We start from the raw sequence: 24,419 nt of genomic DNA, 5'->3' as shown, positions 1-24,419 counted from the left end.
TGTTAATCTTTATTTAAATGACGAAAGTTCAATCGTCATCTGTTAATAATATAATTATGCTCGATAATTGCATTATTCAAGCTTTTAATAGCTTCTATATAATCACTTTTTACAGTAATGGCCTGATGTATTAATTGTACCCATTCAAGATAATTAATATTACCACTTGCCAATTGTTGATTAGCTGTTGTGGTAATTAATGCTGCATTTTTAAGCGCTACATTTTCATAAAAATGAATAGTTTTCTTATACTTCTCAATCACCTGTAGTTGTTGCTGCCATTCACTTTGCAAGTTTTGTAACGCAACTTTAAAATTAGCTTTTGCGACTAGTTCGCTAAATTTTACACTAGCAATTTTTTCCTTTTGTGCCTTCTTAAAAATTGGAATACCCACACCTATCTGCACCGAACTAAAGCGTTGTGAAGTGCCATATAAAATATTATCAGCGCCAGTGCCTTTGATGCTTGTATTGTTATACGCTAAAGAAATATCTGGTAAAAGTTTGCTTTTTTCTAAAGCTAAGTTAGCAGCAGCTAGCTGCTGTTGCTGTGCAATTACTTGCATGGCGGGATGTGCTTCTAATATCGCAGTATCGCTTAATTGAAGATAGGGCAGTTGATAAATAGTAACAACTGGTGTGAAAGCGACAGTAGTATTTAACAACAACTGAAATTGTAATTGCAATATATCAGCGTCTTGCTGCAACTGTTGTAACTGTATTTCAATTTGGCCTAATTGTGTTTCAGCACTTGCTTTTTCTAACACATTGGCTTCGCCTTTTTCTAAACGGAGTTCTGCCCTTTTATAAAAAGCTCTGTATAAGCTATCTGTATATTGCAAAAGGGATTTCTTTTGCTCTAAATACACCAAATTATAAAAAACTTGCGCAACTTGCTTTTTAAGTAAAGCTTCTTTAACAGCAATATTTAATACGGCAGTTTTCCACTCTACTTGAAATATCTGTTTTTGCTTGACATAAACAGTGGGAAAATTCATTGACTGACCAATACTAAACCTATTGTCGTTATAAATACTATTAATCTGTCCTACCTCTGCAATAAAATTGGTTTGTGGTAATGAGGTAGCTGTTTTAGAAAGCATTTGTTGATACTGCGCCTTTAAATACTCATTTTTTAATTGTAGATTATTTTTTAGAGCAATGTTAATGGCACCTTGAAGCGTTATAGCTTTTTGACCATTGGCATACGACACAAAGCCCAAAAGCCCTAAAAGGAAGGTGATTTTAATTGCTTTCTTTTTAGATTTTACTAATCCTTTCTCAAACGTGATATACAGAACTGGCAATACAAACAAGGTTAAGAAGGTTGCAATCAACAATCCACCAATTACTACCGTTGCCAACGGTCTTTGTACTTCTGCTCCAGCTCCATTGCTCACAGCCATTGGAAAAAAGCCTAGAGATGCTACAAATGCAGTCATTAACACTGGTCTTAATCGCACTTTTGTACCCATCAAAACAATACGTTTTAAATCGGTAACACCTTCTTTTTTCAGGCGATTAAATTCTGCAATTAAGACTATACCATTTAAAACAGCCACACCAAATAATGCAATAAAACCTACCCCAGCACTAATGCTAAAAGGCATGCCACGCATAGCTAAAAACAAGATTCCACCAATAGCTGATAAGGGTATAGCTGAGTAAATTAACAGTCCTTGCTTAATAGAATTGAAGGCGAAGTATAATAGTAAAAAAATGAATAATAATGATATTGGCACTGCTATAAGTAATCGCTGTTTTGCTGCATTCAAGTTTTCAAAAGCCCCCCCATAGGTAACATAGTAGCCTGTGGGCAATTTTAATTGCTTCTCCACTTTAGCTTGCAACTCGTTGACAATAGTTTGTACATCTCTGCCACGCACATTAAAGCCAACCACTATTCTACGTTTAGCGTCTTCTCTTTGTATTTGATTTGGACCTTCTTTTATTTGTACATTGGCTAGTTGATATAAAGGAATTTGAACGCCTTGTGGTGTAGGTATTAACAAATTTTGAACATCTTTTAGGTCTGTTTTTAAGTTGCTTTTTAATTTTACTACCACCTCAAAGCGTTTTTCACCTTCAAACAACATACCTGTGCTTTGCCCAGCAAATGCAGTATTTACAATTTTGTTGATATCTGTAATTACTAATCCATATTGGGCGATGGCATTTCGGTTATAATTGATAATAATTTGTGGCATGCCTGAAACAGCTTCTACGTATAAGTTGGCAGCACCTTCTACCGTATTAACCAATGCGCCTAGTTTGCTAGCATAAGTAGCTAATGTATCTAAATCTTCACCAAAAATTTTACATACCACGTCTTGTCTTGCACCAGTCATTAACTCATTAAAGCGCATTTGTACAGGAAACTGAAAGCCCGCAGTTACGCCGGGTACCGCTTGCAAAGCTTTACTCATTTTTTTATTGAGTTCACTAAATGTTTTCGCAGACGTCCAGTCAGCTTTGGGCTTTAGTATCACCATCATATCGCTTGCATCCATTGGCATGGGGTCGGTTGGAACTTCACCACTACCAATTTTCGTTACCACTTTTTCAACCTCGGGAAATTGTGTTTTTAATATACGCGCCGCTTGTTGTGTACTAGCAATAGTGGTGTTTAAATTACTTCCTGTAAGTACCCTGGTATCTACTGCAAAGTCACCTTCTTCTAGTGCAGGAATAAATTCTCCACCAAGTGTAGTTAAAAAAAATATAGCTAAAAAAAATAAACCAATAACTGATAGTAACACTGTTTTTGGAAAGGCAACTACCTTTTCTAAAGCATGTTGATACTTGCGCTCCACCTTTGTCATCAATTTATCAGAAAAATTTGGTTTATGTTTTACCTTTTTGCTTAAAAAAACAGCACTCATCATTGGTATATAAGTCAATGATAAAATAAATGCACCTAGTAGTGCAAACGCAACCGTTTGAGCCATGGGTTTAAACATTTTACCTTCTATACCCTGTAACGTGAATATTGGCAAATAAACCACTAGAATAATGATTTGACCAAACACCGCGCTATTCATCATTTTACTAGCTGAGTGATTGACTTCTGTATCCATTTGAATCTGTGACAATTTATCAATTGAAGCAAACTTTTTACCATGTGATAATTGATGCATCACTGCTTCTACTATAATCACAGCCCCATCTACAATTAACCCAAAATCTAGCGCACCTAGACTCATTAAATTACCACTTACGCCAAAGAGATTCATCATAATTATGGCAAATAACACAGCCAATGGAATAACAGATGCCACTAATAATCCAGCTCTAAAATTGCCCAGAAAAAGCACCAACATAAACACCACAATCAATGCGCCTTCAAGTAAATTCTTTTCAACTGTACCTATGGCGTTATTCACCATTTTAGTACGATCTAAAAACGGCTCAATCACCACCCCTTCGGGTAATGTTTTTTGTATTTGAACCACCCTTGCTTTTACATTTTGAATTACATCGCTGCTATTAGCACCTTTAAGCATCATCACTACAGCACCAGCTACTTCACCCTTATCGTTGTAGCACATAGCACCATACCTAGTGGCATTACCAATTACCACTTCTGCCACATCTCTTATAAATAAAGGATTTCCGCTTGATGCACTTTTAATATTAATATTTTTAATATCCTCTATATTTCCTAGCAAACCTTCGGTTCTGATATACAAAACAGTTGAGCCTTTCTCGATATAGGCGCCACCAGTGTTTTGGTTATTATTTTCTAAAGCTTTAAAAATATCAGTAATTGTAATGTTGTACGATAATAGCTTGTTAGGATCAACTTCAATTGAATATTGCTTAAGCTTACCACCGAAACTGCTGACTTCAGCAACGCCTTTTACGCCTAGTAATTGACGACGCACCAACCAATCTTGTATGGTACGCAAGTCGGTAGGCGTGTACTTATTTTCGTAACCATTTCTTGGACGAACCACATATTGGTATATCTCACCCAAGCCAGTACTTACTGGCCCAAGTTCTGGCGTTCCAATCCCTAGCGGTATTTGCGATTGAACTTTTTGAAGACGTTCCGCTACTTGCTGACGAGCCCAATATACATCTGTCGCATCGTCAAAAACAATTGTAACCAGCGATAATCCAAACCTTGAGAAACTTCTTATTTCTTTTAAACCAGAAATATTATTATTAGCTTGTTCAATTGGAAACGTAACTAAACGCTCTATATCTGTAGCGCCAAATGAAGGTGCCACCGTAATTACTTGCACCTGATTATTGGTGATATCTGGCACAGCATCTATCGGTAATTTTGTAACTTGATAGCTGCCATAGCCTATAAGGGCTAATACAAAAAGCCCAACAATCAGTTTATTGTTAATGGCAAACCTAATGATTGCATTAAGCATAAATAAATATATTATAAAAGTGAGGCATCTGGTAAATAATACAAGTCCTAACATGATATTGCCACTGTTAGATACAGCAACAACACCATAAGCAAAAGCATTATGTCCATCAGCAAATAAAATGAGGTGTACTATTGACAGTGCGTCAATAATAAAGAAGGGCTGTCATATTTATCAAAGACAGCATAATATGACACTAAGCAAGTTTAGGCGGCTGCCAAATCGTGGCTAGATACGAAGAAAAGAGCAATGGCTCCTGTATGATATAATTATTTTGTTCTGTAATGCGTATAGGCTTTTCAATCGAAAATGTAGCTACTAAAGGCACAAATGCCGCGGTTACACTAAATGAAGCGCAGTCTGTACAAGCTTTTTTAAATGGCAACTGCATATCCCTATCAAAGTCAGCATCTTGAGGACTACCATGTAAATAATGCATATCTAAAAAATCAAAGAAACCTAAGTTTTTATTTTCTGCTCTATGCTCAGAAAAGTGCTGAAATACCATAGGTAATTTCAAAAGCTGGTAAGAATCTGTTGTTGCCAACAAATATATTGCTAAAAAAAATATAGTAACCAGTTTTTTCAAATTAATAGACGATATTTTGTAAAAGTACTATAAATAACCAAGTATTTTTAACATACTTTGAGCGCTTTGTTCTTTGGCATACACCCAATCAATCAGTTTGCCATTTCTGTCATACTCAATAATTACGTGTTTTGGGGAAGGAATTAAACAATGTTTAATTCCGCCATAGCCGCTTATTTGATCTTGATACGCACCGGTATGGAAGAAGCCCACATATAAAGGTTCTTTATTACTTTCTTCCTCCCCTTTGTAGTTATTAGTAAGTTTTGGCAAGAATACTTCATTAATATGCTCTTCACTATCGTAATAGTCGTGACTATCGCAGGTAATACCGCCGAGTACTACACGCTGGTATTCATTATCCCACTTATTAATTGGCAGCATTAAAAACTTCTCACCAATACCCCAGGTATCTGGTAATGTAGTTATAAAAGAAGAATCGATCATATACCAACACTCTCTATCGTTTTGCACTTTTTGGCCAATAATGCTATACACATGTGCCATGCTTTCGCCAACAGTAAAACTTCCAAACTCAGTAAAAATATTTGGCATTGGCACTTTGGCTTTTTTACAAGCACGCTTAATATTACCAACAATTTCGTTAATCATAAATTGGTAATCGTACTCAAAACCAAGTGAGTGTTTAATAGGAAAACCACCGCCAATATTGATAGAATCTAGTTCAGGACAAATCTTTTTTAGCTGGCAATACAAGTTGATGACTTTATTCAATTCACTCCAGTAATAAATATCATCTTTAATACCTTTATTTAAGAAAATATGTAGCATTTTCAACTGAAACTTATCTTCAAAACCTTCAATTTCATCTACATAAAATTCTAAAATATCTTTTGCTTTAATACCTAGTCGTGAGGTATAAAACGGAAAGCTTGGCTCTTCTTCTGCTGCTACACGAATACCAAGCTTGAAAGGCTCTTTTACACTGCGCCTATAAGCTTGTAATTCTTCTTTATTATCCAATACAGGAATCACATTTTTAAATCCCGTATTAATTAATCTAGCAATACGGGAAGTGTATGTTTTTTGTTTATACCCATTACAAATAATAAATGTTTCTTTATTAATTTTCTTCTTTAAAAAAAGCTGATTAATAATTTCAATATCGTAAGCGTAAGACGTTTCTAAATGAATATTATGCTTTAATGTTTCTTCTACAATAAAAGAGAAATGTGAGCTTTTTGTACAATAGCAATAATTGTATGTACCTTCATAATTATGCTTTTTGAATGCTTTTTCAAACATCATTTTCGCTTTATTAATCTGCATACCAATTTTTGGCAAATAGGTTAACTTCAAAGGGGTACCATATTTATCAATCAAAGCTTTTACATCAATATCGTTAAAAGTTAAATTGCCATCTTGGTTGCGTTTAAAGCCTTCTTGAGGAAAGTGGAAAGTTTGATCAACCAACGAAGTGTAAGTATTGTTCATGTAGCGAACCTAGGTTTGATGTTTTATCAAATTGCCTTTGCAGACAGTTATTTTAAAAATGTATGCAAAAATAGTAGTTTGACAAACGTAAAGACATAAAAAAAGGTAAGCATCATTGCATTACCCTTTATTTTTTCCATAATTGTGGAATCTAAAACTTATCATCAGCCGTTGGACCGTATAAAGCCGGTATTTTATTGCCAGTGCTACGCAAATACACAACTAATTCCCCACGATGGTGGTACAAGTGATTAAATAAAAAACCACGAACAACTTGGATACGAGGCATTGGCGGAAAAATAGGATCAGCGGTACCCATTACCATTTTCCATTCTGCAAACATCATTTCATCTTTAGCAGTTTCTAGGGCTGCTTTTGCCAAAAGTACATTTTCTTCAAATTTAGCTACTATGTTAGCTGCTTTTGTAATATCGCCTTTATCGTATTTGTAAGTAGCCATGTCAAATACATCTTGATGCAATGTAGGTTGATACCAATTATACACTTCTGCAATATGAGATGCTAACTGTGCAGTTGTCCAATTGGCTTCTGCAGGTTTATAATCTAATGCGCTATCGGGTATCGCATTCAATAATTTTCTAGTGCCTTCGGCTTCGTATAAAAATTCGCCAAGTAAAGATTGTACTAACATGGAACTTAAATTTTAATGATTAAATGTTTGTTTTATTAAAGCTACTAACTAGTATTGAAATTAATGCCAATAAATTATTTCTTCAACGAAAAAAATAACATTAAAAAGCGCCACTATTAAGTGGCGCTTTTTAATGTTATCATCAACAATTATTTATGTAAGCTGTCGTATAGCTTATATTTAGCGTCATAAGCGTCGTAAGCTTTTGGATCTTTTCCAGCGGCTTTATCGCGCTTTACGGCGTACATATTTGCTAAAATGTCCACAGATTTTCTTAAACAAACTCTTTCAACTTTCTCCTTTTCCGTTAAATCCTTGCCATTAGCTAAGTTTGGCTTGTCTTTTAAAATGGTATAAGACTTCTCAATGTAAGAGATACCACCGTCTGCCATTTCGGTCATTGGCTTTTCCAAATCAGTATTTAGCTTTTTCAATGCGTCTACTTGTTCTTTGTATTTAGTCTCGGCAGCAGGCTTTTTCTTGGGGTCTTTTTCTACCACATGTGCAGCCACGAAATCTCTCAATGCACGTTTATTTTCAGCAACTCTGTCTTCGTATACACCATACAAATTGTAATAAATAATACCAGCATTAAAATGTGCAATACCATCATTAGGGTCTAATTCGCAAGCTTTTTTATACGCATCCAGGGCTTTAAATTGATAGCCAATAAGCGTTAAACTATCCATTTTATCTTTATCTTCTTTAGGAATATTCACAAATACATCCGCATATTGTGAATATTTAGCAGCAGTTAATGTACCAGCAGCTACTTCTTTTTCGTAAGCAGCTACTTTATCAGCTAAAGAGAAATTTTTATTTATAAATTCTGCTTCATAATCGTCCCATTCTTCTTTTGGAAAAGCTTTTTTTGATATCGCTAAATATTTATCAAACTCTGCCTTGTTATTTTTCTTAATATATTGTAATAATACATATTTATACAACTCTGTAAAACCAGCATCTTTAACATTTGCATTAATTAAGCGTGTATAAAATTTTACAGCATCATCTACTTTTTGAGCATTTTGTGCTGAATAACCGGCATACAAAATTGCGGTGGTATCAAATGGCGCATCACTTTTTAGTAATTTATTCGAAAATAAGATATCACTATATTTTACAGCATAGTTAAAATATACGGCTGCTGAGTCCCAAACTTTATTATTAAAAGTTCTAACCCCATCTTTATAAGCACTAGAGTACAAATTTGTAGCTGCTTCGGCTTGATTTTTCTCCTTTAATAATTTTAGAGACGGATCTAACTCTACATATTTTGTAAATGCTTCATCAGCTATTTTAAAGGCATCAGGATACTTAGCTTGCAATTTGGCATCAGCATTCATGCTGCTATATATTTTGGCTTTCCAGAGATAGCCATCAGGCTTAACTTGGGCTTTTGGATCAGCCATTATTTTATCCAACTCTGTTTTCGCATCTTCTAATTTGCCAGGTAGTGCAGTAATAATTTCTAATTTCTTAAAATCCTGTGCCTTCGTTATTTGAAACGTTAAGGCAAGCAGCGATAGAACAACGATTTTTTTCATGTACGTTATATTTATTGATTATCAGGGGTTTTTTCTGTATTTTCTGGATCTGTTGCTTCAGTAGTGTCTTCTTCAGAAGTGGTTGATTCTTCAGTTGCTCCGGCGGTAACGTCATTGGTATCTATTGGCAAGGCCTCACCATCTGTAACCACCAAAGACTCATCAATTACCACTTCTTCTTCGTCAGATTCGATACTAGAAATAGCTGCAATAGAATCTTTAGCATCTACACGAATAATTTTTACTCCTTGTGTTGCTCTACCAGACTCTTTGATAGCTGCCAAAGAGGTACGTAAAGTAATACCAGATTTACAAGTAATTATCAAATCTTCTGAATCACTTACATCCATAATACCTACAAGACTACCAGTTTTTTCGGTAACGTTAATGGTTTTTACACCTTTACCGCCACGGTTGGTTATGCGGTAATCTTCTACAGCAGTACGTTTACCATAGCCATTTTCACTAATTACCAACACATTTCTAGATGTGTCAGCTGCATTAACACAAATCATACCAACTACTTCATCTTTGGTATCATCTACTTCAATACCGCCTACACCTATAGCACCACGACCTGTTGGGCGAACTTTGGCTTCGGGGAAACGAATGGCTCTACCACTCTTCACAGCCATCATAATTTCGCTATTACCATCGGTCATTTTTGCTTCCAACAATTCATCGCCTTCGTTGATGGTAATTGCATTAACTCCATTTGCACGTGGGCGACTAAAATCTGCCAATGACGTTTTCTTGATAATACCTTTTTTAGTACATAATACAATATAATGAGAATCAACAAATTCTTTATCGTCTAAGCGTTTCACATCAATAATAGCTCTCACTTTATCGTCTTGTGGAATTTGAATCAAGTTCTGAATCGCCCTACCCTTTCCAGATTTTTCACCTTCAGTAATTTCGTAAACTTTCATCCAAAAGCAACGACCTTTTTCGGTAAAAAATAACATCGTGTGGTGCGTAGAGGCAACAAACAAATGTTCTACATAATCTTCTTCGCGTGTTTTGCTACCAATAGCACCACGTCCGCCTCTTTTTTGCTGACGATAATCAGTGGCAGTGGTTCTTTTGATATAACCTAAATGTGAAATAGTGATTACAACATCTTCATCTTTAATGAAATCCTCCATGCGCATTTCATTCGCTAAGTATTGGATTTCAGTTTTACGTTCGTCACCAAATCTAGCTTTGATGTCAAGCAATTCTGTTTTTATCAATTCGTAACGTAGTGGTTCGCTAGCCAATAAAGCTTTAAGGCGTGTTATGGTTTGAATAAGACCATTGAATTCTTCAATAATCTTATCTCTTTCCATGCCTGTTAAACGTTGCAAGCGCAATTCTAAAATGGCTTTTGCTTGTATTTCTGATAAACCTTGTTCTTGTGTATACAGTTCTTCCGTTACTTCACCAAATAGGTCTTGGCTGATATACCATTTTTCTTCCTTACTCTTAGATATTAAAGCCTCTTTTGCATCGTCAGGTGTTCTACTACTACGTATTAATTTAATCACTTCATCTAAATGATCTAAGGCTTTTAAATAGCCTTCCAAAATATGCGCTCTTTCTTCAGCTTTGCGCAATTCGTATTTTGTTCTACGAATAACAACTTCCATCCTAAACTCAATAAATTCGACTATCAAGTCTCTTAAACTCATTATTTTAGGACGACCTTTACTGATAGCGACGTTGTTAATACCATAACTTGTCTGAAATTCAGTAAACTTATACAGTTGATTAATAATAACTTGCGCAACTGCATCACGCTTTAAATCAATTACAATCCGGTTACCTTCACGTTGGTTACTTTCGTTGTTTACGTGTGCAATACCTTCAATTGTTTTATCATTTACAAGTTGACCAATTTTATTAGTTAAGGCATCCAATCCTACTTGATAAGGCACTTCGGTTATGATGATTTGCTCTCTACCACTAGCTTTTGTATCTACATAACATTTACCACGCAATACTACCCTACCTCGACCAGTTAACAAAGCATCTTTTACCCCTTCCATACCGTAAATTATACCTGCGGTAGGAAAATCAGGCGCTTTAACATAATTAATTAATTCTTCACCAGTAATATCTTGATTATCAATATAAGCAACACAACCGTCTACAACCTCACTTAAGTTATGCGGCATCATATTAGTGGCCATACCTACAGCAATACCACTAGACCCATTGACCAATAATTGGGGAATTTTAGTAGGCAAAACGGTAGGCTCTTCGAGGCTATCGTCGAAATTTAATTGAAAGTCTACAGTTTCTTTTTCCAAATCTTCTAACATGGCTTCCGCAAACTTCTCTAAACGCACCTCAGTATAACGCATAGCTGCGGGCGGATCGCCATCTTGGTTACCAAAATTACCTTGGCTGTCTACCATTTTGTAGCGCATCGTCCAATCCTGAGCCATACGAACGAGCGTATCATATATTGATGCATCACCATGTGGGTGAAATTTACCCATCACCTCGCCGACAATACGGGCAGATTTTTTATAAGGCTTATTGCTAGCATTACCCAACTCGTTCATACCGTACAACACACGACGATGCACTGGTTTAAAGCCATCTCTTACATCTGGCAAGGCTCTCCCTACAATGACCGACATAGAGTAGTCGATATAGGCAGTCTTCATTTGTTCTTCAATATTCACCGAAATTATGCGGTCATTATCATTGGTTTGTTCAGGCAATTGTGGCGTGATGTCTTCCATTGCAGATTATAACTTAAATTCTTTGCTATGAGTATATTTTACCTTTTAAAAAACAAGGTTGGCGAAGATAGCTTTTTAGCTGTTTAAATAGCCAATTAAGCGCGTGTTTTTTACACGGGTTTATCCACAGTTTTTAAGCAATTGCGGGCTTAAAAACATGGAATTGGCAAAAGGTGTTCAGTTGCGATACAATATCGCTATTTACAAGAGAAATAAAGTACTTAAATAGGGCTAATAAATTGCTAGAGACTGTCAAGTGTGGTAATAACGCCCGCCGTTTTTAAAATAATCTGCATTTCTAACTTTAAAGAAATATGATTGATATAGTATAAATCGTATTCAAGCTTTTGCAAAGTTTCTTCAGGAGTAGCAGTAGGATAATTAACTTGTGCCCAACCTGTAATGCCTGGTTTTACGATATGTCTGTATTTATAAAAGCTATTTTCTGATTCAAATCTATCTACAATGTCTTTCTTCTCTGGTCTTGGACCTATTAAACTCATCTCACCCTTTAACACGTTTAAGAATTGAGGAAACTCATCAATCTTAGTTTTTCGCAATATTCTACCAACCTTCGTAATACGTGAATCACCTTTTATTGTAGGTGAATTGTAGCCAAGAGGATTGTGTACCATGGTACGTATTTTATAAATGGTAAACACTTTGCCATTAAAACCAACTCGTTGCTGTTTAAATAAAACAGGGCCTTTTGAAGACAACCAAGTTGCAAAAAATGCCAACATCATGATTGGTATTGCAATGGGCAATGCCAAAGATGTCACCACAATATCTATGGCACGTTTAATCATCAAGAAAGATTGACTTGGACGTATTACTAAATCTTCAGGATTATTTTCAGAGTAATCATTCATATATAACATCGGGCTACAATGTGTCACTTTTTCGTAAAAAGAAATGATATTAATAATTTTACCATTGTTAACGTCATGAAAACGTATCAAATCCAGAAAGTGTGTAATGGCATCGTCGCTAATCCATTTATCAATAACTACGTAAGAGTAATTATTTTTCTTTAAATATTTAATCAGCTTATTATCCATTGGGCCAGACCAAATATTATAAGTGAACTTATTATTAAAAGAGGGCTTCTTAATTAATTCTTTAGCAACAACATCAGGGTTTACTAGAAGGCAAGACAACTTTTTTTGAGGTTGTTTTTTTGCACGCGGTAAAATATTACCCTTGAAATTGGTAACAAAAGCGGCAGACCTTTTAGGTATGTTTTGAAGCGTATTTTGCATATACTAGGATACAAAAATAAGGAAATACGAATTAAAAATAGTAAATAAAGGATATAGGATATTAAAAACTGGTTAAAGAGACATCTAAAAAGATGATAAGTTTAACTATAATTTAATTTAAACGCTTTGTATCCACTCTGCTTGGTGTCTCTTTTCCTGCCACAATACCCTTTGCACTTATGACGATGGCTTTAATTATTTCAGCCATATTATGCATATTTAGAGTACCAATTTCGTCACTCACTTTATGATAATTGGGTTCACTATCCATTTTAGAGGTTGAAATAGTGTGTGCTGGCACACCTAATCTTGCAAGTGTTGCATTATCAGACCGATAAAATAAGTTTTCTTTAATGTAAGGATCTGGATAAAAATTAAATCCTGAGCCTTGTAAATTAGCTTGTAAAATTTTCCCCATATCTGTTTTCTCAAATCCGGTTATGTATGCAGAATTAGCCCCCCACTTACTTTCTGTACCAATCATTTCAATATTAAACATAGCAATTACTTGTTCGGGATTAAATTGCTTGGAGAAATATTGCGCGCCGAAACCACCTACTTCTTCTGCAGTAAATGCAGCAAAAATGATGGTACGTTCGTTATTGTGCATTTTTTTATAATACCTAGCCAATATCATTACTGCAGTAGTACCCGCTGCATCATCATTTGCACCATTGTAAATGGAGTCTTTATCGTCGTGCTTTTCGCCCTCACGAGGCGAACCAACACCTAGGTGGTCGTAGTGGCCAGAAAAAATAACATATTCTTGTGTTTTGCTTTTGCCTGGCAAAATACCTACAACATTGGCTAATTTCTGCTCAGTAATGTCATGCTTTGCAGTAATTGCGTAAGTAGAAGGATTGTTAGCTGATAAAACAAAAATGACACTAGCCTCGGATTTAAACATGGCGTTTTTAAAGCCTGTTAAACGACCAAAATTCTTGGCAAAAGCAGTATCTACCACTACCAAATAGTTTTTACCAGATTGTATATATTTTCTAGCTTCACTGAAGAAATTAAGATCAGCAGTAATTTGCGCTTTTTCAAAACTTGATTTTTCTGTAATATTTATCTCAGTTTTAGAAGTGATTACGATAATATTTTTTGTTTCAATAGAAGTACCATCAAATATGCAGCTAGCGCTAACAAATTTTGCCTTAACCATTGTAAAGCTTTGTAGATAGCTGCCAGATTGATTCAAAGTACGCAAACCCGTTTTCTTAAATTCTTGTGCAATAAACGCTGCAGCTTTATCTGCGGCGGGTGTAAATGCTCTTCTACCCTGCATATCATCTGCTGATAAGACTTTCTCTATTTGCTCTACCTTTTTTTCGTTGATAATACTATTGATGTTTTGAGCAGCTACCTGCAATATAATAATCGAAAATATAATAATAGATAAAACTTTCTTCATAAGTACTTTTGTTGATAATTGAGCTTGTAAAATAAGGTTATTTTATCAACTTATATGTAATGAAGACATTAATTGTATGTAAATTGATGCTTTTGATAAAAAATATAAACAGTCTAATAATCATACATACATATTTACATCAACTTTATATCTAGTTAAAAATGTAGATTTTCCGCATAGAAAAGTGGGACAATTTAATCATTATCCAAAATGCTGAAACATAAGTCTAAAAGTAGAAGTGTGCAAGGCAAGGAATTTAAAAGGTAGTACAAAAGCTAGTGACAAAAGCCTACTCTTTTACTTTTTTAGCCCTTAATTTAGCAGCTTTTTTAGCAGGCCTTTCAGTAATTATTGGTATTTCAACTTCTATAGTCGGTTTATTTACCCATATATAATCTAACTGACGTTTATCCAAATTGGCTGATACAACTTGAATCCATACTTTGTCGCCCATCTTGAATTTACGCCCACTACGTAAACCAACCAAACTATAATCGCCTTCTACCAATCGAAAATCATCAATTTCGCTGAGGCTGATAGTGCTTACCATGCCTTCGCACTTATGTAAAACTGTTTCTACAAAAAAGCCAAAAGCAGCCACCCCGCTAATAACACCTTCAAATTCTTCACCCACATGGTCACGCATAAACTCAACTTGCTTGTATTTATTGCCCGCCCGTTCACACTCCATAGCGCTACGCTCACGTTCGCTAGTGTGTTTGCATTTTTCCTCCATTTTTTTGTCTAAAATGGGCTTTCCTTCGATAATACTTTGCAATACACGGTGCACCAATACATCTGGATAACGCCGAATGGGTGACGTGAAATGACAATAATGTTCAAAAGCAAGACCATAGTGTCCAATATCTTTGGTAGTATAAGCAGCTTTTGCCATTGTTCTTATACCCAATTGTTCGAGAACATGCTGTTCTGGCTTGCCTTGCACATTGGCCAACATTTGGTTAAAACTTTCAGCAATTTTTTCTGGTGAATTGATATTAAATTGATGACCGTAGCGTCTTGCAAACTCAATAAAAGGTTGCAATTTCTTCGCGTCTGGTCGGTCGTGTACACGATATGGAAAAGGTATAGGTTTACCGTTTACTTCTGTTTTAAACACATTCTCGGCAACGGTTTTATTAGCCAACAACATAAACTCTTCTATCAATTGGTGCGCTTCTTTACTTTCTTTCACTACCACGGCAATTGGCTTACCTTTTTCGTCTAATTTAAAACGCACTTCTTGCGATGAGAAATTGATTGCACCTTCTTTAAAGCGTGCTTTGCGAATGTTTTGAGCCATTGCATTGAGCAATAAAATTTCTTCTTTAAAAGGTCCTTCTTTGGTTTCTATAATTTCTTGAACATCCTCATAAGTAAAGCGATGATTTGAATGGATAAAAGTTTTACCCAACCAATATTGTTTCACCTCACCTTTTGGCGTTAACTGAAAAATAGCGGAGAAGGTAAATTTATCTTCATGAGGACGCAGAGAACACAACTCGTTTGAAATACGTTCAGGCAACATTGGGTTTACCCTATCTGGCAAATATACAGATGTTGCACGCTTATAAGCTTCTTCATCTAAAGCCATTTCTGGCTGAACAAAATGGCTGACATCTGCAATATGGACACCAATTTCGTAGTTACCATTTTTTAATTTGCGAATAGACAATGCATCGTCAAAATCTTTTGCATCCACAGGGTCAATCGTAAAGGTTAAAATATCTCTACAATCCTTGCGTTTACTTATTTCTAGGCTACTAATTTCATCAGTTAGCGCCATCGCTTCATCCATTACTTCTTTGGTAAACGACAATGGAAAACCTGCTTCTGCCAATAGTTCCTTCATGGCACCGTCGTTCTCATCACCTGCCTCCATTAGGCTTACAACTTCACCAATGGGTTTTTTATCACCCTTGCCCCACTCCACTAACCTTGCAACAACTTTGTCTTTATTCTTTGCACCGTTCAATTTGTTTAAAGGGATAAACAAGTCTGGCATTGGCTTATCAGTATCAGGTACAAAAAAGGCATAGTTGGTAGATAGTTGAATATGACCTATAAACTCGTTTTGCTTACGTGTAACAACCTCTGTAATTTTCCCTTCTTTCTTTTTGGTAACTGAGTTTTCTTTGATGATTTTCACCATCACAATGTCGCCGTTTAAAGCCGTATTAAAATCGCCTGGACGTACCAATACATCGCCACTTTTATCCTCAATTAACACATAACCAATACCGCTTCGAGTGATTTCTAAAGCACCTTTCACTAATAGAGAAGGCGATGTATGCTTTGTGGTTTTGGTAGGCGTTTTGGTTTTACTCTTTTTACTTTTACTCATAATCTTTTAATCGCTGATTATTTTGATTCTAATGATTGCCATGAAAGGTTTAGGACGAACATTTACATCAAATATGATATTAACTTATGTCAAAGTTATCAGCTAGAACTTTGGGATAGCTTTTTATAAAATTCACTACTAATTCATCAAATATTGACCCTTCATTGAATAAAAATTGATGCTTAATTGGTAATACGTATAACGGTAAATCTTCTAATTGCTCGGAAAACTTAATTAATCGTACGGCATCTTTTTCTGTTGTAAGAATTAATTTATTGTCGGCATCAATTTCATCAAATTTAGATTTTATTTCTTGTAAATCATCAATTGTAAAAATATGATGATCGTTGTAGTTTTTTTGATAATACGTTTTGGCATTTTCTAATAATAATTCTTTTATTGGATTAGGATTTGCAATGCCACAAACCAAGAAAACCTCTACATTTTGAGTAATTTTTCGTCTATTTTTTTGTCTAATATGGTAAGGCATCCCATATTTGATGGTCGTAAAAAAAACATGTTGCCTTTTGAGGGGCTTTAATTCACGAATAATTTTATTTTTTTTCTCATCCGTTAAATCAGCCGGACATTTAGTAACAATAATTATTTGACTGCGTCTTGTAGAAGCCCATTCATCTCTTAAATCGCCTGTGGGCAAAAAGAAGTCGTGCGTGTACAAATTACTATAGTCTGTCAATAAAATATTTAAGCCTGCATTTACAGAACGATGCTGAAAAGCGTCATCTAAAATAATCGCATCAAGGCTTGGTTTATCATGTAATAATTGAGGGATAGCAACCAATCTTTCTTCACCCACAGCAACTGCCACATCGGGAAATTTAGAATGAAACAACATCGGCTCGTCGCCAATATCTAATGCGGTGGTGTTTGCATTTGCAAGGGCATACCCTTTGGTTTTACGTTTATAACCCCTACTTAGGGTAGCAATTTCAAAACGAGGGTGTAACAATTGGATTAAATATTCAACCATTGGGCTTTTTCCAGTACCGCCAACAGCAATATTGCCTACACAAATTAGCGGAAAATTAAACGTGGCTGACTGCAGATATTTTTTGTCAAACAGCCAATTTCTAACGATAATAATCGCACCATAAGCTATTGAAAAAGGCAGCAATACGATACGGAATGATTTTAGAAAAATATTGTTGATGTTCATTTATAAAATTTTATGGGAACGCTGATGATACTGATTTTGGCTGATAAAAACGGATTTATTTTCTCTTGCCTAAACATAAAAAATCAATGTAAATCTTTATAATCTATGTCATCAGCGTTTCTATCCTCAGTTAAAATTCGTAGATCTCATTTGGCGTGATACAAAAGTTTAAAGGTATGTCAAATTCGTTTTTATCAGCAATGGCTTCAATTGGTTCAAAATAACTAAAGCCCATCAACACAACATCTGCCCTACATTGGTTTAAAAAACGGTCGTAAAAGCCTTTGCCATAACCAACTCTGTAACCTTGTTTATCACAAACTAATAGTGGAACAAACACTAAGTCAATGTTGATCGGGTTAATAATTTCGCCAGTTTTAGGCTCGGTAATACCATAAGAATTTGTTGTATAAACGGTGTCTTCATCAATCAATTTTGCTTGCATGGTATTATTAATAAAATCACTTACCGGATACATAATTTGTAAGCCTTCTACCATATGCCTTAAATAGCCAGAAAATAGATGTGTATTAGGTTCACCCATATTTGCAATTGGCCAATAAGTAAGCAATGTTTTAATGCCCTCAAAAATAAAAGTCTGCAATTGCAGCAATAATAAGTCATCTAATTTCAGCTTTTCTTTCGAAGAAATATCTAGTCGCATTTGCTTATAAATAGTTCTTAATTCAGCTTTTGTCATAATAGTTGCTGTAAAGATAATCTGATAGCATCTGCTTGCGTTTTTACAAAAGTTTTATCCAATGTTTCAGCAAAAGGTATTGACCCGATTTTTGGATAACCAGACCAGTTGACTATTTCTTGTTCGTAGTCTAAATATTGGTCGTTAAAAATCCAGCCTATAACGTTTATGCCACGTTGTTTACAAATACTAGCCGTCAATAAAGAATGATTAATACTGCCTAAATAATTTCTGCTAACCAATATTACTTTGGCTTGTAATTGTTCTATCACATCAATTACAAATTGTGTGTCGTTTACAGGCACCATAATGCCACCAGCACCTTCAATTACAAGTCGACGGTCAACGGTCGACCGTCGACGGTCGACAATATTTGTTATATTAATTTCAACACCTTCATGCCTCGCAGCAATATGAGGCGAAGCAGGTAAAGCCAATTTATAAACTTCGGGATGTATGGTGGTTTCCGAATTGCTAATTAAATCTTTTACTGCCAATGCGTCTGTGCCATCATCAAAACCAGCTTGAATAGGCTTCCAATAATCTGCTTGCAAAGACTCAGTTACAACTGCACTAGCAACTGTTTTACCTACACCTGTACCAATACCTGTAATGAAAATAGGGGTCATAGCTAATAGCAAATAGTTAAATAGATATTACTTAATTCGTATAATTAGTAGAAATTCGTGTAATTAATTTGGCTCAAAAAAAGAAAATACTGTAGTACCATAATTTCGTTGAAAACTAAAACCTGCATAGCCTTCATAGGCATTACGAGGTGTATGTTCTAGCACAAAATAGCCATCTTGGGCTATCAATTTTTTCTCAATAATTATTTTAGGAATTTCATCTATGCTACCTAATGCATAAGGTGGGCCAGCAAAAATAAAATCATACTGTTCATTACAAGTATTCATATAATTAAATACATCCATTTGCAATACTTTTGCGTTAGAAATACCTAGCACTGTACAATTTTTCTTTATAAAACTGTGCATAATCCCATCTTTCTCAATAATGGTTAAATCCTCAGCACCACGAGATGCTAATTCGTAGCTAATGCAACCTGTACCACCAAATAAATCAAGGCATTTAAGTCCTTCAAAATCTATTCTATTTTGTAAAATATTAAACAAACCTGTTTTCGCAATATCGGTTGTAGGCCTTGTATGTGGCATATTAGCTGGCGGCGCAATGCGTCTACCGCCATATTTCCCTGAAATTATTCTCATATATACATAAATTTTAGCACTAAGACCTAAACAAAATCAGAGGATTACTCAAATAACTTTGTGCCTACGTGGTAAATTAAAACCCTATTTCTTAAATGCAAAGTAAACGGCGCCAAGTATAAATAAAAAACTCATCAAGTATTTCATCTGAAATGGCTCTTTTAAATACAAAACAGCGAATACAGAAAACACCACCAACGTAATCACTTCTTGCGTAATTTTGAGTTGAAAGCCATTTAAGCCATTTGAAAAACCTGCCCTATTGGCTGGCACCATTAAACAATATTCAAAAAAAGCGATGCCCCAACTGAGTAATATGGCTTTCCACAATGGCATACCAGTATCTTTTAAAAAGCCATACCAAGCAAACGTCATAAATATGTTTGAGCAAGCTAAAAGCGCAATTGTTTTTATCATCGGTATTTATTTTTAGCGTTTTGCAAATTACTGCAATAACTACAGTACATTAGTCAAGATTTTGTCAGTTTGCCATCTGAAACATATCAAGCACAATAGTTGTTAATCTATTATCAGAATAAATATAAGACTATGAATAAGTTTCAGGCGATAATTAAATTTACGATGGATGAAGATTTTATGACCCTAGTGCCAGCGCATCGTACTTATATCAACTTTTTAATGAACAAAGGCATTATTGATAGCTATGCAGTAAGCATGGAATCCCAAACCTGCTGGATTACCTTAAACACCGAGAGCAAAGCCAAAGCAGATAGCTATTTGGCTAAAACACCACTCTACAAATATTGGACATACACCATAGAAGAATTGTTTGTATATGATAGCCAACACTATCGCTTACCAGCTTTACAGTTTAATTAATGTACCATAGCAACTACCGTGTTTTAAACAAATGGTTTTAAAAAGCCGCTTAACCGTCAACTTTATATTGTAAATGTCTGTTTATATTTAAAAGATAATCGTATGGCACATCCAAATTTGCAATTAATACAAGCTTTAAGAGACACTGCAAGTCGCTTAAAATCAGGTAATCATTATGCTTGGGGCAACCACGGAAGCTGTAATTGTGGCAATTTATTGCAAGTAGTTACGCAACTTTCAAAAGAAGAAATTTTAACCTATGCACAAACGGGTATTGGTGAATGGACAGAGTTGGCTGAAGACTACTGCCCTACTACCAATGCACCTGTGAATCTATTAATTAACAAACTCGAAAAATTAGGTTTAACACCCACTGATATTCATAACATCGAATATTTAGAAGACCGTGAAGTATTAAATCATCTAGAAGGTGGTTTCTGCTGGTTGAAGCGCAATGTTCGTGAAGACGTGGTGGCATATTTCGAAGCGTTTGCAAATGTGCTTGAAGAAAAGCTCATCAATTCAATAGAAATTCCTGCAGAACTTTTTGCTACAAACAATCATATTGTGCAGCAATTGGTTCACGCATAGTATTTAAATTAAATGAATTATTTTGCAAGCTTGCCCATGGCAAGCTTTTTTATTATCATGATTCCAGCATTAGTGCTACTATGAAGCTTTTGTTGCGTCGCACATTGCATCGCTTTGTATGCCCTTCGGCCATTTATGCAAAAAGCACAAAAATATACTGGTAAAACTTTTACTTTGCAATAATCACATTATTATGGCAAAAGATAAAAAACAAGCAGCACTGGGTTTTATTTTCATCACATTACTAATAGATTTTATTGGATTTGGTATTATAATACCAGGCTTACCAAGTCTAATTCAAGGATTAACGCACAGTACTATCAGCGAAACTGCCAAATATGGTGGATGGCTGGTATTTGCTTACGCAAGTATGCAATTTTTGTGCTCACCTGTTCTAGGTAACTTAAGTGACAAATATGGTAGAAGACCAATTTTGCTATTCTCATTATTTGGCTTTGGTATTGATTATTTGTTGTTAGCCTTTGCACCATCTATCATGTGGCTATTTGTTGGCCGCTTAATTGCAGGTATTACAGGCGCTAGCATTACCACAGCTTCAGCTTATATCGCAGACATTAGTACGCCAGAAAACAGAGCTAAAAACTTTGGTATGGTAGGTGCAGCATTTGGCTTAGGTTTCATTTTAGGACCACTTATCGGCGGTTTTTTATCAGAAATAGGTTTAAGAATTCCATTTTTTGCAGCAGCTGGTTTATCGTTATTAAACTGGCTATATGGCTATTTCGTTTTACCTGAAAGCTTAAGCAAAGAAAACCGCAGACAATTTGAATGGAAAAGAGCTAACCCAATTGGCTCATTTAATTTGCTGAACAAATATTCTGTTATTGCTGGTTTAGTACTATCAATTACTTTAATATATATTGCTGCGCATGCTGTACAAACTACTTGGAGCTATTATACTATTGAAAAATTTAAGTGGAACCAGCGCATGATTGGTATTTCGCTAACTGTAATTGGTTGCTGCATTGCAGTAGTTCAAGGCTTAATTGTACGGGTACTTATACCTAAACTTGGGCAAGAAAAAAGTGTTTACATCGGCTTAGCGCTTTACACTATGGGCTTTGTATTGTTTGCATTTGCGAGTTCTACTTGGATGATGTTTGCATTTACAGGTGTGTATTGTTTGGGCGGTATTGCCGGACCTTCAATACAGGGTTTAATTTCTACCCATGTACCTGCCAATGAACAAGGGGAACTCCAAGGTGCATTAACAAGCTTAATGAGTGCCACTTCTGTTATTGGCCCACTGATTATGACGAATATTTTTGCCTTCTTTACCAGTAAAACAACACCAGTTTACTTACCAAGTGCGCCATTTTTGCTTGGCGCAGCATTAACATTAGTAAGTACTATTTTAGCTTACAGAAGTTTAAGAACTGAAAGGATAAGCTAATTCAAAACCATTCTCATAGATGTATTTTGGAAATAAAAAAGGGCCAGGATAAAAATCCAGCCCCGTTTTAAAATCCAATATCCTATGAAAAACCGATGTGAAGATAGCGTGATTTTTAATTCAAAACAAAACGATGTTTAAAACTTGTGTATTTCACTAGACTAATGCAAATATTTCCAATAATGAGTTATCAAATTAGCCAAAAGAAACTGAGAAATAACTGATTAACAACTTATTCTTTAACCATTTACCCTCTCTTTTTGTTAGTATTTAAAAGTTATTATGAGCCATAAAATAGTTGTTGCGGTTACTGGTGCGAGTGGAAGTATTTATGCAAAAATTTTGCTTGATAAGCTATTCCAAATACAAAACCAATGGCAAGAACTAAGCATTGTGATGAGTAAAAATGCTAAAGAAGTATGGCACACAGAACTTGGCAACGAAGATTATAACAACTACAATGCGCGTTTTTTCGAAAAAACAGACTTCTCTGCTCCTTTCGCCTCTGGCTCTGCAAAATATAATATCATGATTGTTGCGCCTTGCAGCATGGGTACGCTTGGCCGTATTGCAAGTGGCGTAAGCGACGATTTAATTACGAGAGCCGCCGATGTGGTATTAAAAGAAAGACGTAAATTGATACTAATGGTAAGAGATACGCCTTACAATCTCATACATATTAAAAATATGGAAACTGTAACGCTTGCAGGCGGCATAATTGCACCAGCAACGCCTTCTTTTTATAGCTTACCTAAAACTATGGAAGAACTCGCTGCTACAGTTGTAGACAGAATTTTGGATATTGCTGGTTTAGATATTAGTACTTACAGATGGGGTAAATAACAGTACTATTTAGCCATAATATTTCAACTGAAACACTACATTTGCATCCATTAGCGGCGATGGCGAAATTGGTAGACGCACTACTTTGAGGTGGTAGCGCCTTTTACCGGGCGTGGGAGTTCGAATCTCCTTTGCCGCACCAATAACAATAAAGGCAATCTTAAAAGATTGCCTTTATTGTTATTAACGATATATTATTAATAAATTATCCCTTCAATTTTGCCACCAAATCTACATATTCTTGCATGGCAGCATCTTTAGTAGTACCTTTTAATTTTGCCCAAGCTTCATGTTTAAACTTTGCTACAAAATCAAAAGCACCAACGCTATATTCCTCTGTATTATCGCCCTCAGTGGCTTGCTTGTATAGCGAGTAAAGCGTTAATAAAGTATTATTATCTGGCTTCTCGCTAAGGGTTTTACTAGTAGCTACTGCTTCTGTAAATTGATTAACTAAACTCATGGTTATTGTATTTTTATTGTAATTGTTGTAATTGTTTTTGGGCGTCTTCTTTCATGGCCGCATCATCGTAAGTACGGTTGGGTAATTTCACCATTTTAGTAAGCACTTCAATTTGTTTTGCGGGCTTATCATTGTCTTTGTAAGCTTTGTTTAAGAAATAGTAGTTAATCATGTAATATGGCTCAAGGATTTTACATTTTTCCATATTTAGAATCGCATTGTCTAAACTAGCTTCTGGCAAACCACCATAAAATAACTTAACTGCGGCTTTTTTTATGCCAGATAAATTTACCATTTCGTAATGCCATCTGCCTAATACAAAATAAGCTTTACCAAAATTGGGGTTTAAGGCAATGGCTTTATCGGCAAAAGCTTTGGTATCTTTTACATAAGCAACAATTTTCTTGTTTTCTGTTTCTACTTCTGTCATTTTACCACTTGCCATAGCTACAGCATAGTTGGCTTCTGCACTATTAGCATCTACTTTTAGCGCACGCTGTGCAAATGCTAAAGCACTTTCAAAACTTAAGCGCTTATCGTTTTTATTTTCTTGCCTGCCGCCTATACTGCAACTGAGTTCTGTTGCCTTTACCAATGCTTTAATATTTACAGCATCATTGGCTAAAATTTGCTTGTATTTGTCTAAAGCTTCAGGCTCTTTAAAACTGCGCTCTAGATTCTCAGCTTCTTTAAATAATACGGTATTGTCTTGCGCAAAAAGAGCACTGGTACAGGTTAATAAAAAAACTAACAATATTTGTTTCATAAGGGTAATG

Annotated in this window: 20 protein-coding genes and 1 tRNA gene; 5 read left to right on the top strand and 16 right to left on the bottom strand. The window is 35.3% G+C overall.

The window, feature by feature from the left end; all coding sequences use genetic code 11:
- Window positions 1-35: 35 nt before the first annotated feature.
- The 14 genes from ACFOW1_RS03490 to ACFOW1_RS03425 form a co-directional block, all read right to left on the bottom strand.
- The gene (locus tag ACFOW1_RS03490) at window positions 36-4,385 is read right to left on the bottom strand and encodes a CusA/CzcA family heavy metal efflux RND transporter (protein WP_379012324.1); all 4,350 of its coding nucleotides are present in this window, start codon (window positions 4,383-4,385) and stop codon (window positions 36-38) included.
- A 196-nt stretch (window positions 4,386-4,581) separates the two neighbouring features.
- Window positions 4,582-4,974: a hypothetical protein gene (locus tag ACFOW1_RS03485; protein ID WP_379012323.1), complete on the bottom strand. Its 393-nt coding sequence runs from the start codon at window positions 4,972-4,974 to the stop codon at window positions 4,582-4,584.
- Between the two features lie 27 nt (window positions 4,975-5,001).
- A complete protein-coding gene (locus tag ACFOW1_RS03480) occupies window positions 5,002-6,429 on the bottom strand; it encodes an arginine decarboxylase (RefSeq protein ID WP_379012322.1) in 1,428 nt (475 codons plus the stop codon).
- A gap of 151 nt (window positions 6,430-6,580) precedes the next feature.
- Complete coding sequence (locus ACFOW1_RS03475) at window positions 6,581-7,081, bottom strand: DinB family protein (RefSeq protein ID WP_379012321.1); 501 nt, start codon at window positions 7,079-7,081, stop codon at window positions 6,581-6,583.
- A gap of 149 nt (window positions 7,082-7,230) precedes the next feature.
- Window positions 7,231-8,628 (bottom strand): tetratricopeptide repeat protein, encoded by a 1,398-nt coding sequence (locus ACFOW1_RS03470; RefSeq protein WP_379012320.1) that lies wholly within the window; start codon window positions 8,626-8,628, stop codon window positions 7,231-7,233.
- Between the two features lie 11 nt (window positions 8,629-8,639).
- Window positions 8,640-11,363, bottom strand: coding sequence for a DNA gyrase subunit A (gene gyrA / locus ACFOW1_RS03465; protein ID WP_379012319.1), 2,724 nt, complete (start codon window positions 11,361-11,363; stop codon window positions 8,640-8,642).
- Between the two features lie 242 nt (window positions 11,364-11,605).
- Entirely contained in the window at window positions 11,606-12,625 is a 1,020-nt protein-coding gene (locus ACFOW1_RS03460; protein ID WP_379012318.1) for a sugar transferase, read from the bottom strand.
- Between the two features lie 112 nt (window positions 12,626-12,737).
- Window positions 12,738-14,039 (bottom strand): M28 family metallopeptidase, encoded by a 1,302-nt coding sequence (locus ACFOW1_RS03455; RefSeq protein ID WP_379012317.1) that lies wholly within the window; start codon window positions 14,037-14,039, stop codon window positions 12,738-12,740.
- A 289-nt stretch (window positions 14,040-14,328) separates the two neighbouring features.
- Window positions 14,329-16,383, bottom strand: coding sequence for a ribonuclease R (gene rnr, locus ACFOW1_RS03450; RefSeq protein ID WP_379012316.1), 2,055 nt, complete (start codon window positions 16,381-16,383; stop codon window positions 14,329-14,331).
- Window positions 16,384-16,462: 79 nt separating this feature from the next.
- Window positions 16,463-17,560, bottom strand: a complete 1,098-nt coding sequence (gene lpxK / locus ACFOW1_RS03445; protein ID WP_379012315.1) for a tetraacyldisaccharide 4'-kinase — start codon at window positions 17,558-17,560, stop codon at window positions 16,463-16,465.
- A 130-nt stretch (window positions 17,561-17,690) separates the two neighbouring features.
- Window positions 17,691-18,260 (bottom strand): 5-formyltetrahydrofolate cyclo-ligase, encoded by a 570-nt coding sequence (locus ACFOW1_RS03440; protein WP_379012314.1) that lies wholly within the window; start codon window positions 18,258-18,260, stop codon window positions 17,691-17,693.
- On the bottom strand, window positions 18,257-18,889 hold the full coding sequence (bioD, locus tag ACFOW1_RS03435; RefSeq protein ID WP_379012313.1) for a dethiobiotin synthase: 633 nt from the start codon (window positions 18,887-18,889) through the stop codon (window positions 18,257-18,259). Before bioD ends, ACFOW1_RS03440 begins: the two co-directional genes overlap by 4 nt.
- Before the next feature lie 63 nt (window positions 18,890-18,952).
- On the bottom strand, window positions 18,953-19,492 hold the full coding sequence (locus ACFOW1_RS03430) for an RsmD family RNA methyltransferase (protein WP_379012312.1): 540 nt from the start codon (window positions 19,490-19,492) through the stop codon (window positions 18,953-18,955).
- 84 nt (window positions 19,493-19,576) lie between these two features.
- Window positions 19,577-19,909 carry a DMT family protein gene (locus tag ACFOW1_RS03425; RefSeq protein WP_379012311.1) on the bottom strand — a complete coding sequence of 111 codons (333 nt, stop codon included), beginning with the start codon at window positions 19,907-19,909 and terminating at the stop codon, window positions 19,577-19,579.
- A 132-nt stretch (window positions 19,910-20,041) separates the two neighbouring features.
- On the opposite strand from ACFOW1_RS03425, the gene ACFOW1_RS03420 reads away from it, so the two are divergent.
- The 5 genes from ACFOW1_RS03420 to ACFOW1_RS03400 all read left to right on the top strand — a co-directional run bounded on the left by ACFOW1_RS03420 (window position 20,042) and on the right by ACFOW1_RS03400 (window position 23,322).
- Complete coding sequence (locus tag ACFOW1_RS03420; protein ID WP_379012310.1) at window positions 20,042-20,332, top strand: hypothetical protein; 291 nt, start codon at window positions 20,042-20,044, stop codon at window positions 20,330-20,332.
- A gap of 102 nt (window positions 20,333-20,434) precedes the next feature.
- Window positions 20,435-20,923 carry a hypothetical protein gene (locus ACFOW1_RS03415; RefSeq protein ID WP_379012309.1) on the top strand — a complete coding sequence of 163 codons (489 nt, stop codon included), beginning with the start codon at window positions 20,435-20,437 and terminating at the stop codon, window positions 20,921-20,923.
- Window positions 20,924-21,116: 193 nt separating this feature from the next.
- Entirely contained in the window at window positions 21,117-22,337 is a 1,221-nt protein-coding gene (locus ACFOW1_RS03410; protein WP_379012308.1) for a TCR/Tet family MFS transporter, read from the top strand.
- A 282-nt stretch (window positions 22,338-22,619) separates the two neighbouring features.
- Window positions 22,620-23,180, top strand: coding sequence for a UbiX family flavin prenyltransferase (locus ACFOW1_RS03405; protein WP_379012307.1), 561 nt, complete (start codon window positions 22,620-22,622; stop codon window positions 23,178-23,180).
- Window positions 23,181-23,233: 53 nt separating this feature from the next.
- Window positions 23,234-23,322, top strand: a tRNA-Leu gene (locus ACFOW1_RS03400).
- Window positions 23,323-23,385: 63 nt separating this feature from the next.
- On the opposite strand, the gene ACFOW1_RS03395 is transcribed toward ACFOW1_RS03400, so the two are convergent.
- Window positions 23,386-23,643: an acyl-CoA-binding protein gene (locus ACFOW1_RS03395; RefSeq protein ID WP_379012306.1), complete on the bottom strand. Its 258-nt coding sequence runs from the start codon at window positions 23,641-23,643 to the stop codon at window positions 23,386-23,388.
- A gap of 13 nt (window positions 23,644-23,656) precedes the next feature.
- Window positions 23,657-24,409 carry a hypothetical protein gene (locus ACFOW1_RS03390; protein ID WP_379012305.1) on the bottom strand — a complete coding sequence of 251 codons (753 nt, stop codon included), beginning with the start codon at window positions 24,407-24,409 and terminating at the stop codon, window positions 23,657-23,659.
- Window positions 24,410-24,419 lie beyond the last annotated feature (10 nt).

The sequence above is a fragment of the Parasediminibacterium paludis genome (assembly GCF_042651445.1).
Taxonomy (GTDB): Bacteria; Bacteroidota; Bacteroidia; order Chitinophagales; family Chitinophagaceae; genus Parasediminibacterium; species Parasediminibacterium paludis.
The sequence above is the reverse complement of the archived record's forward strand: the minus strand, read 5'-3'. Positions and strand labels throughout refer to the sequence as shown.

Coding starts and splice junctions, on each gene's coding strand:
- ACFOW1_RS03415 (WP_379012309.1), top strand. CDS start 20,435: ATGGCACATCCAAATTTGCAATTAATACAAGCTTTAAGAGACACTGCA.
- ACFOW1_RS03470 (WP_379012320.1), bottom strand. CDS start 8,628: ATGAAAAAAATCGTTGTTCTATCGCTGCTTGCCTTAACGTTTCAAATA.
- ACFOW1_RS03405 (WP_379012307.1), top strand. CDS start 22,620: ATGAGCCATAAAATAGTTGTTGCGGTTACTGGTGCGAGTGGAAGTATT.
- ACFOW1_RS03410 (WP_379012308.1), top strand. CDS start 21,117: ATGGCAAAAGATAAAAAACAAGCAGCACTGGGTTTTATTTTCATCACA.
- ACFOW1_RS03420 (WP_379012310.1), top strand. CDS start 20,042: ATGAATAAGTTTCAGGCGATAATTAAATTTACGATGGATGAAGATTTT.
- ACFOW1_RS03390 (WP_379012305.1), bottom strand. CDS start 24,409: ATGAAACAAATATTGTTAGTTTTTTTATTAACCTGTACCAGTGCTCTT.
- ACFOW1_RS03455 (WP_379012317.1), bottom strand. CDS start 14,039: ATGAAGAAAGTTTTATCTATTATTATATTTTCGATTATTATATTGCAG.
- ACFOW1_RS03475 (WP_379012321.1), bottom strand. CDS start 7,081: ATGTTAGTACAATCTTTACTTGGCGAATTTTTATACGAAGCCGAAGGC.
- ACFOW1_RS03430 (WP_379012312.1), bottom strand. CDS start 19,492: ATGAGAATAATTTCAGGGAAATATGGCGGTAGACGCATTGCGCCGCCA.
- ACFOW1_RS03440 (WP_379012314.1), bottom strand. CDS start 18,260: ATGACAAAAGCTGAATTAAGAACTATTTATAAGCAAATGCGACTAGAT.
- ACFOW1_RS03460 (WP_379012318.1), bottom strand. CDS start 12,625: ATGCAAAATACGCTTCAAAACATACCTAAAAGGTCTGCCGCTTTTGTT.
- ACFOW1_RS03490 (WP_379012324.1), bottom strand. CDS start 4,385: ATGCTTAATGCAATCATTAGGTTTGCCATTAACAATAAACTGATTGTT.
- rnr (WP_379012316.1), bottom strand. CDS start 16,383: ATGAGTAAAAGTAAAAAGAGTAAAACCAAAACGCCTACCAAAACCACA.
- lpxK (WP_379012315.1), bottom strand. CDS start 17,560: ATGAACATCAACAATATTTTTCTAAAATCATTCCGTATCGTATTGCTG.
- ACFOW1_RS03480 (WP_379012322.1), bottom strand. CDS start 6,429: ATGAACAATACTTACACTTCGTTGGTTGATCAAACTTTCCACTTTCCT.
- ACFOW1_RS03425 (WP_379012311.1), bottom strand. CDS start 19,909: ATGATAAAAACAATTGCGCTTTTAGCTTGCTCAAACATATTTATGACG.
- ACFOW1_RS03395 (WP_379012306.1), bottom strand. CDS start 23,643: ATGAGTTTAGTTAATCAATTTACAGAAGCAGTAGCTACTAGTAAAACC.
- bioD (WP_379012313.1), bottom strand. CDS start 18,889: ATGACCCCTATTTTCATTACAGGTATTGGTACAGGTGTAGGTAAAACA.
- gyrA (WP_379012319.1), bottom strand. CDS start 11,363: ATGGAAGACATCACGCCACAATTGCCTGAACAAACCAATGATAATGAC.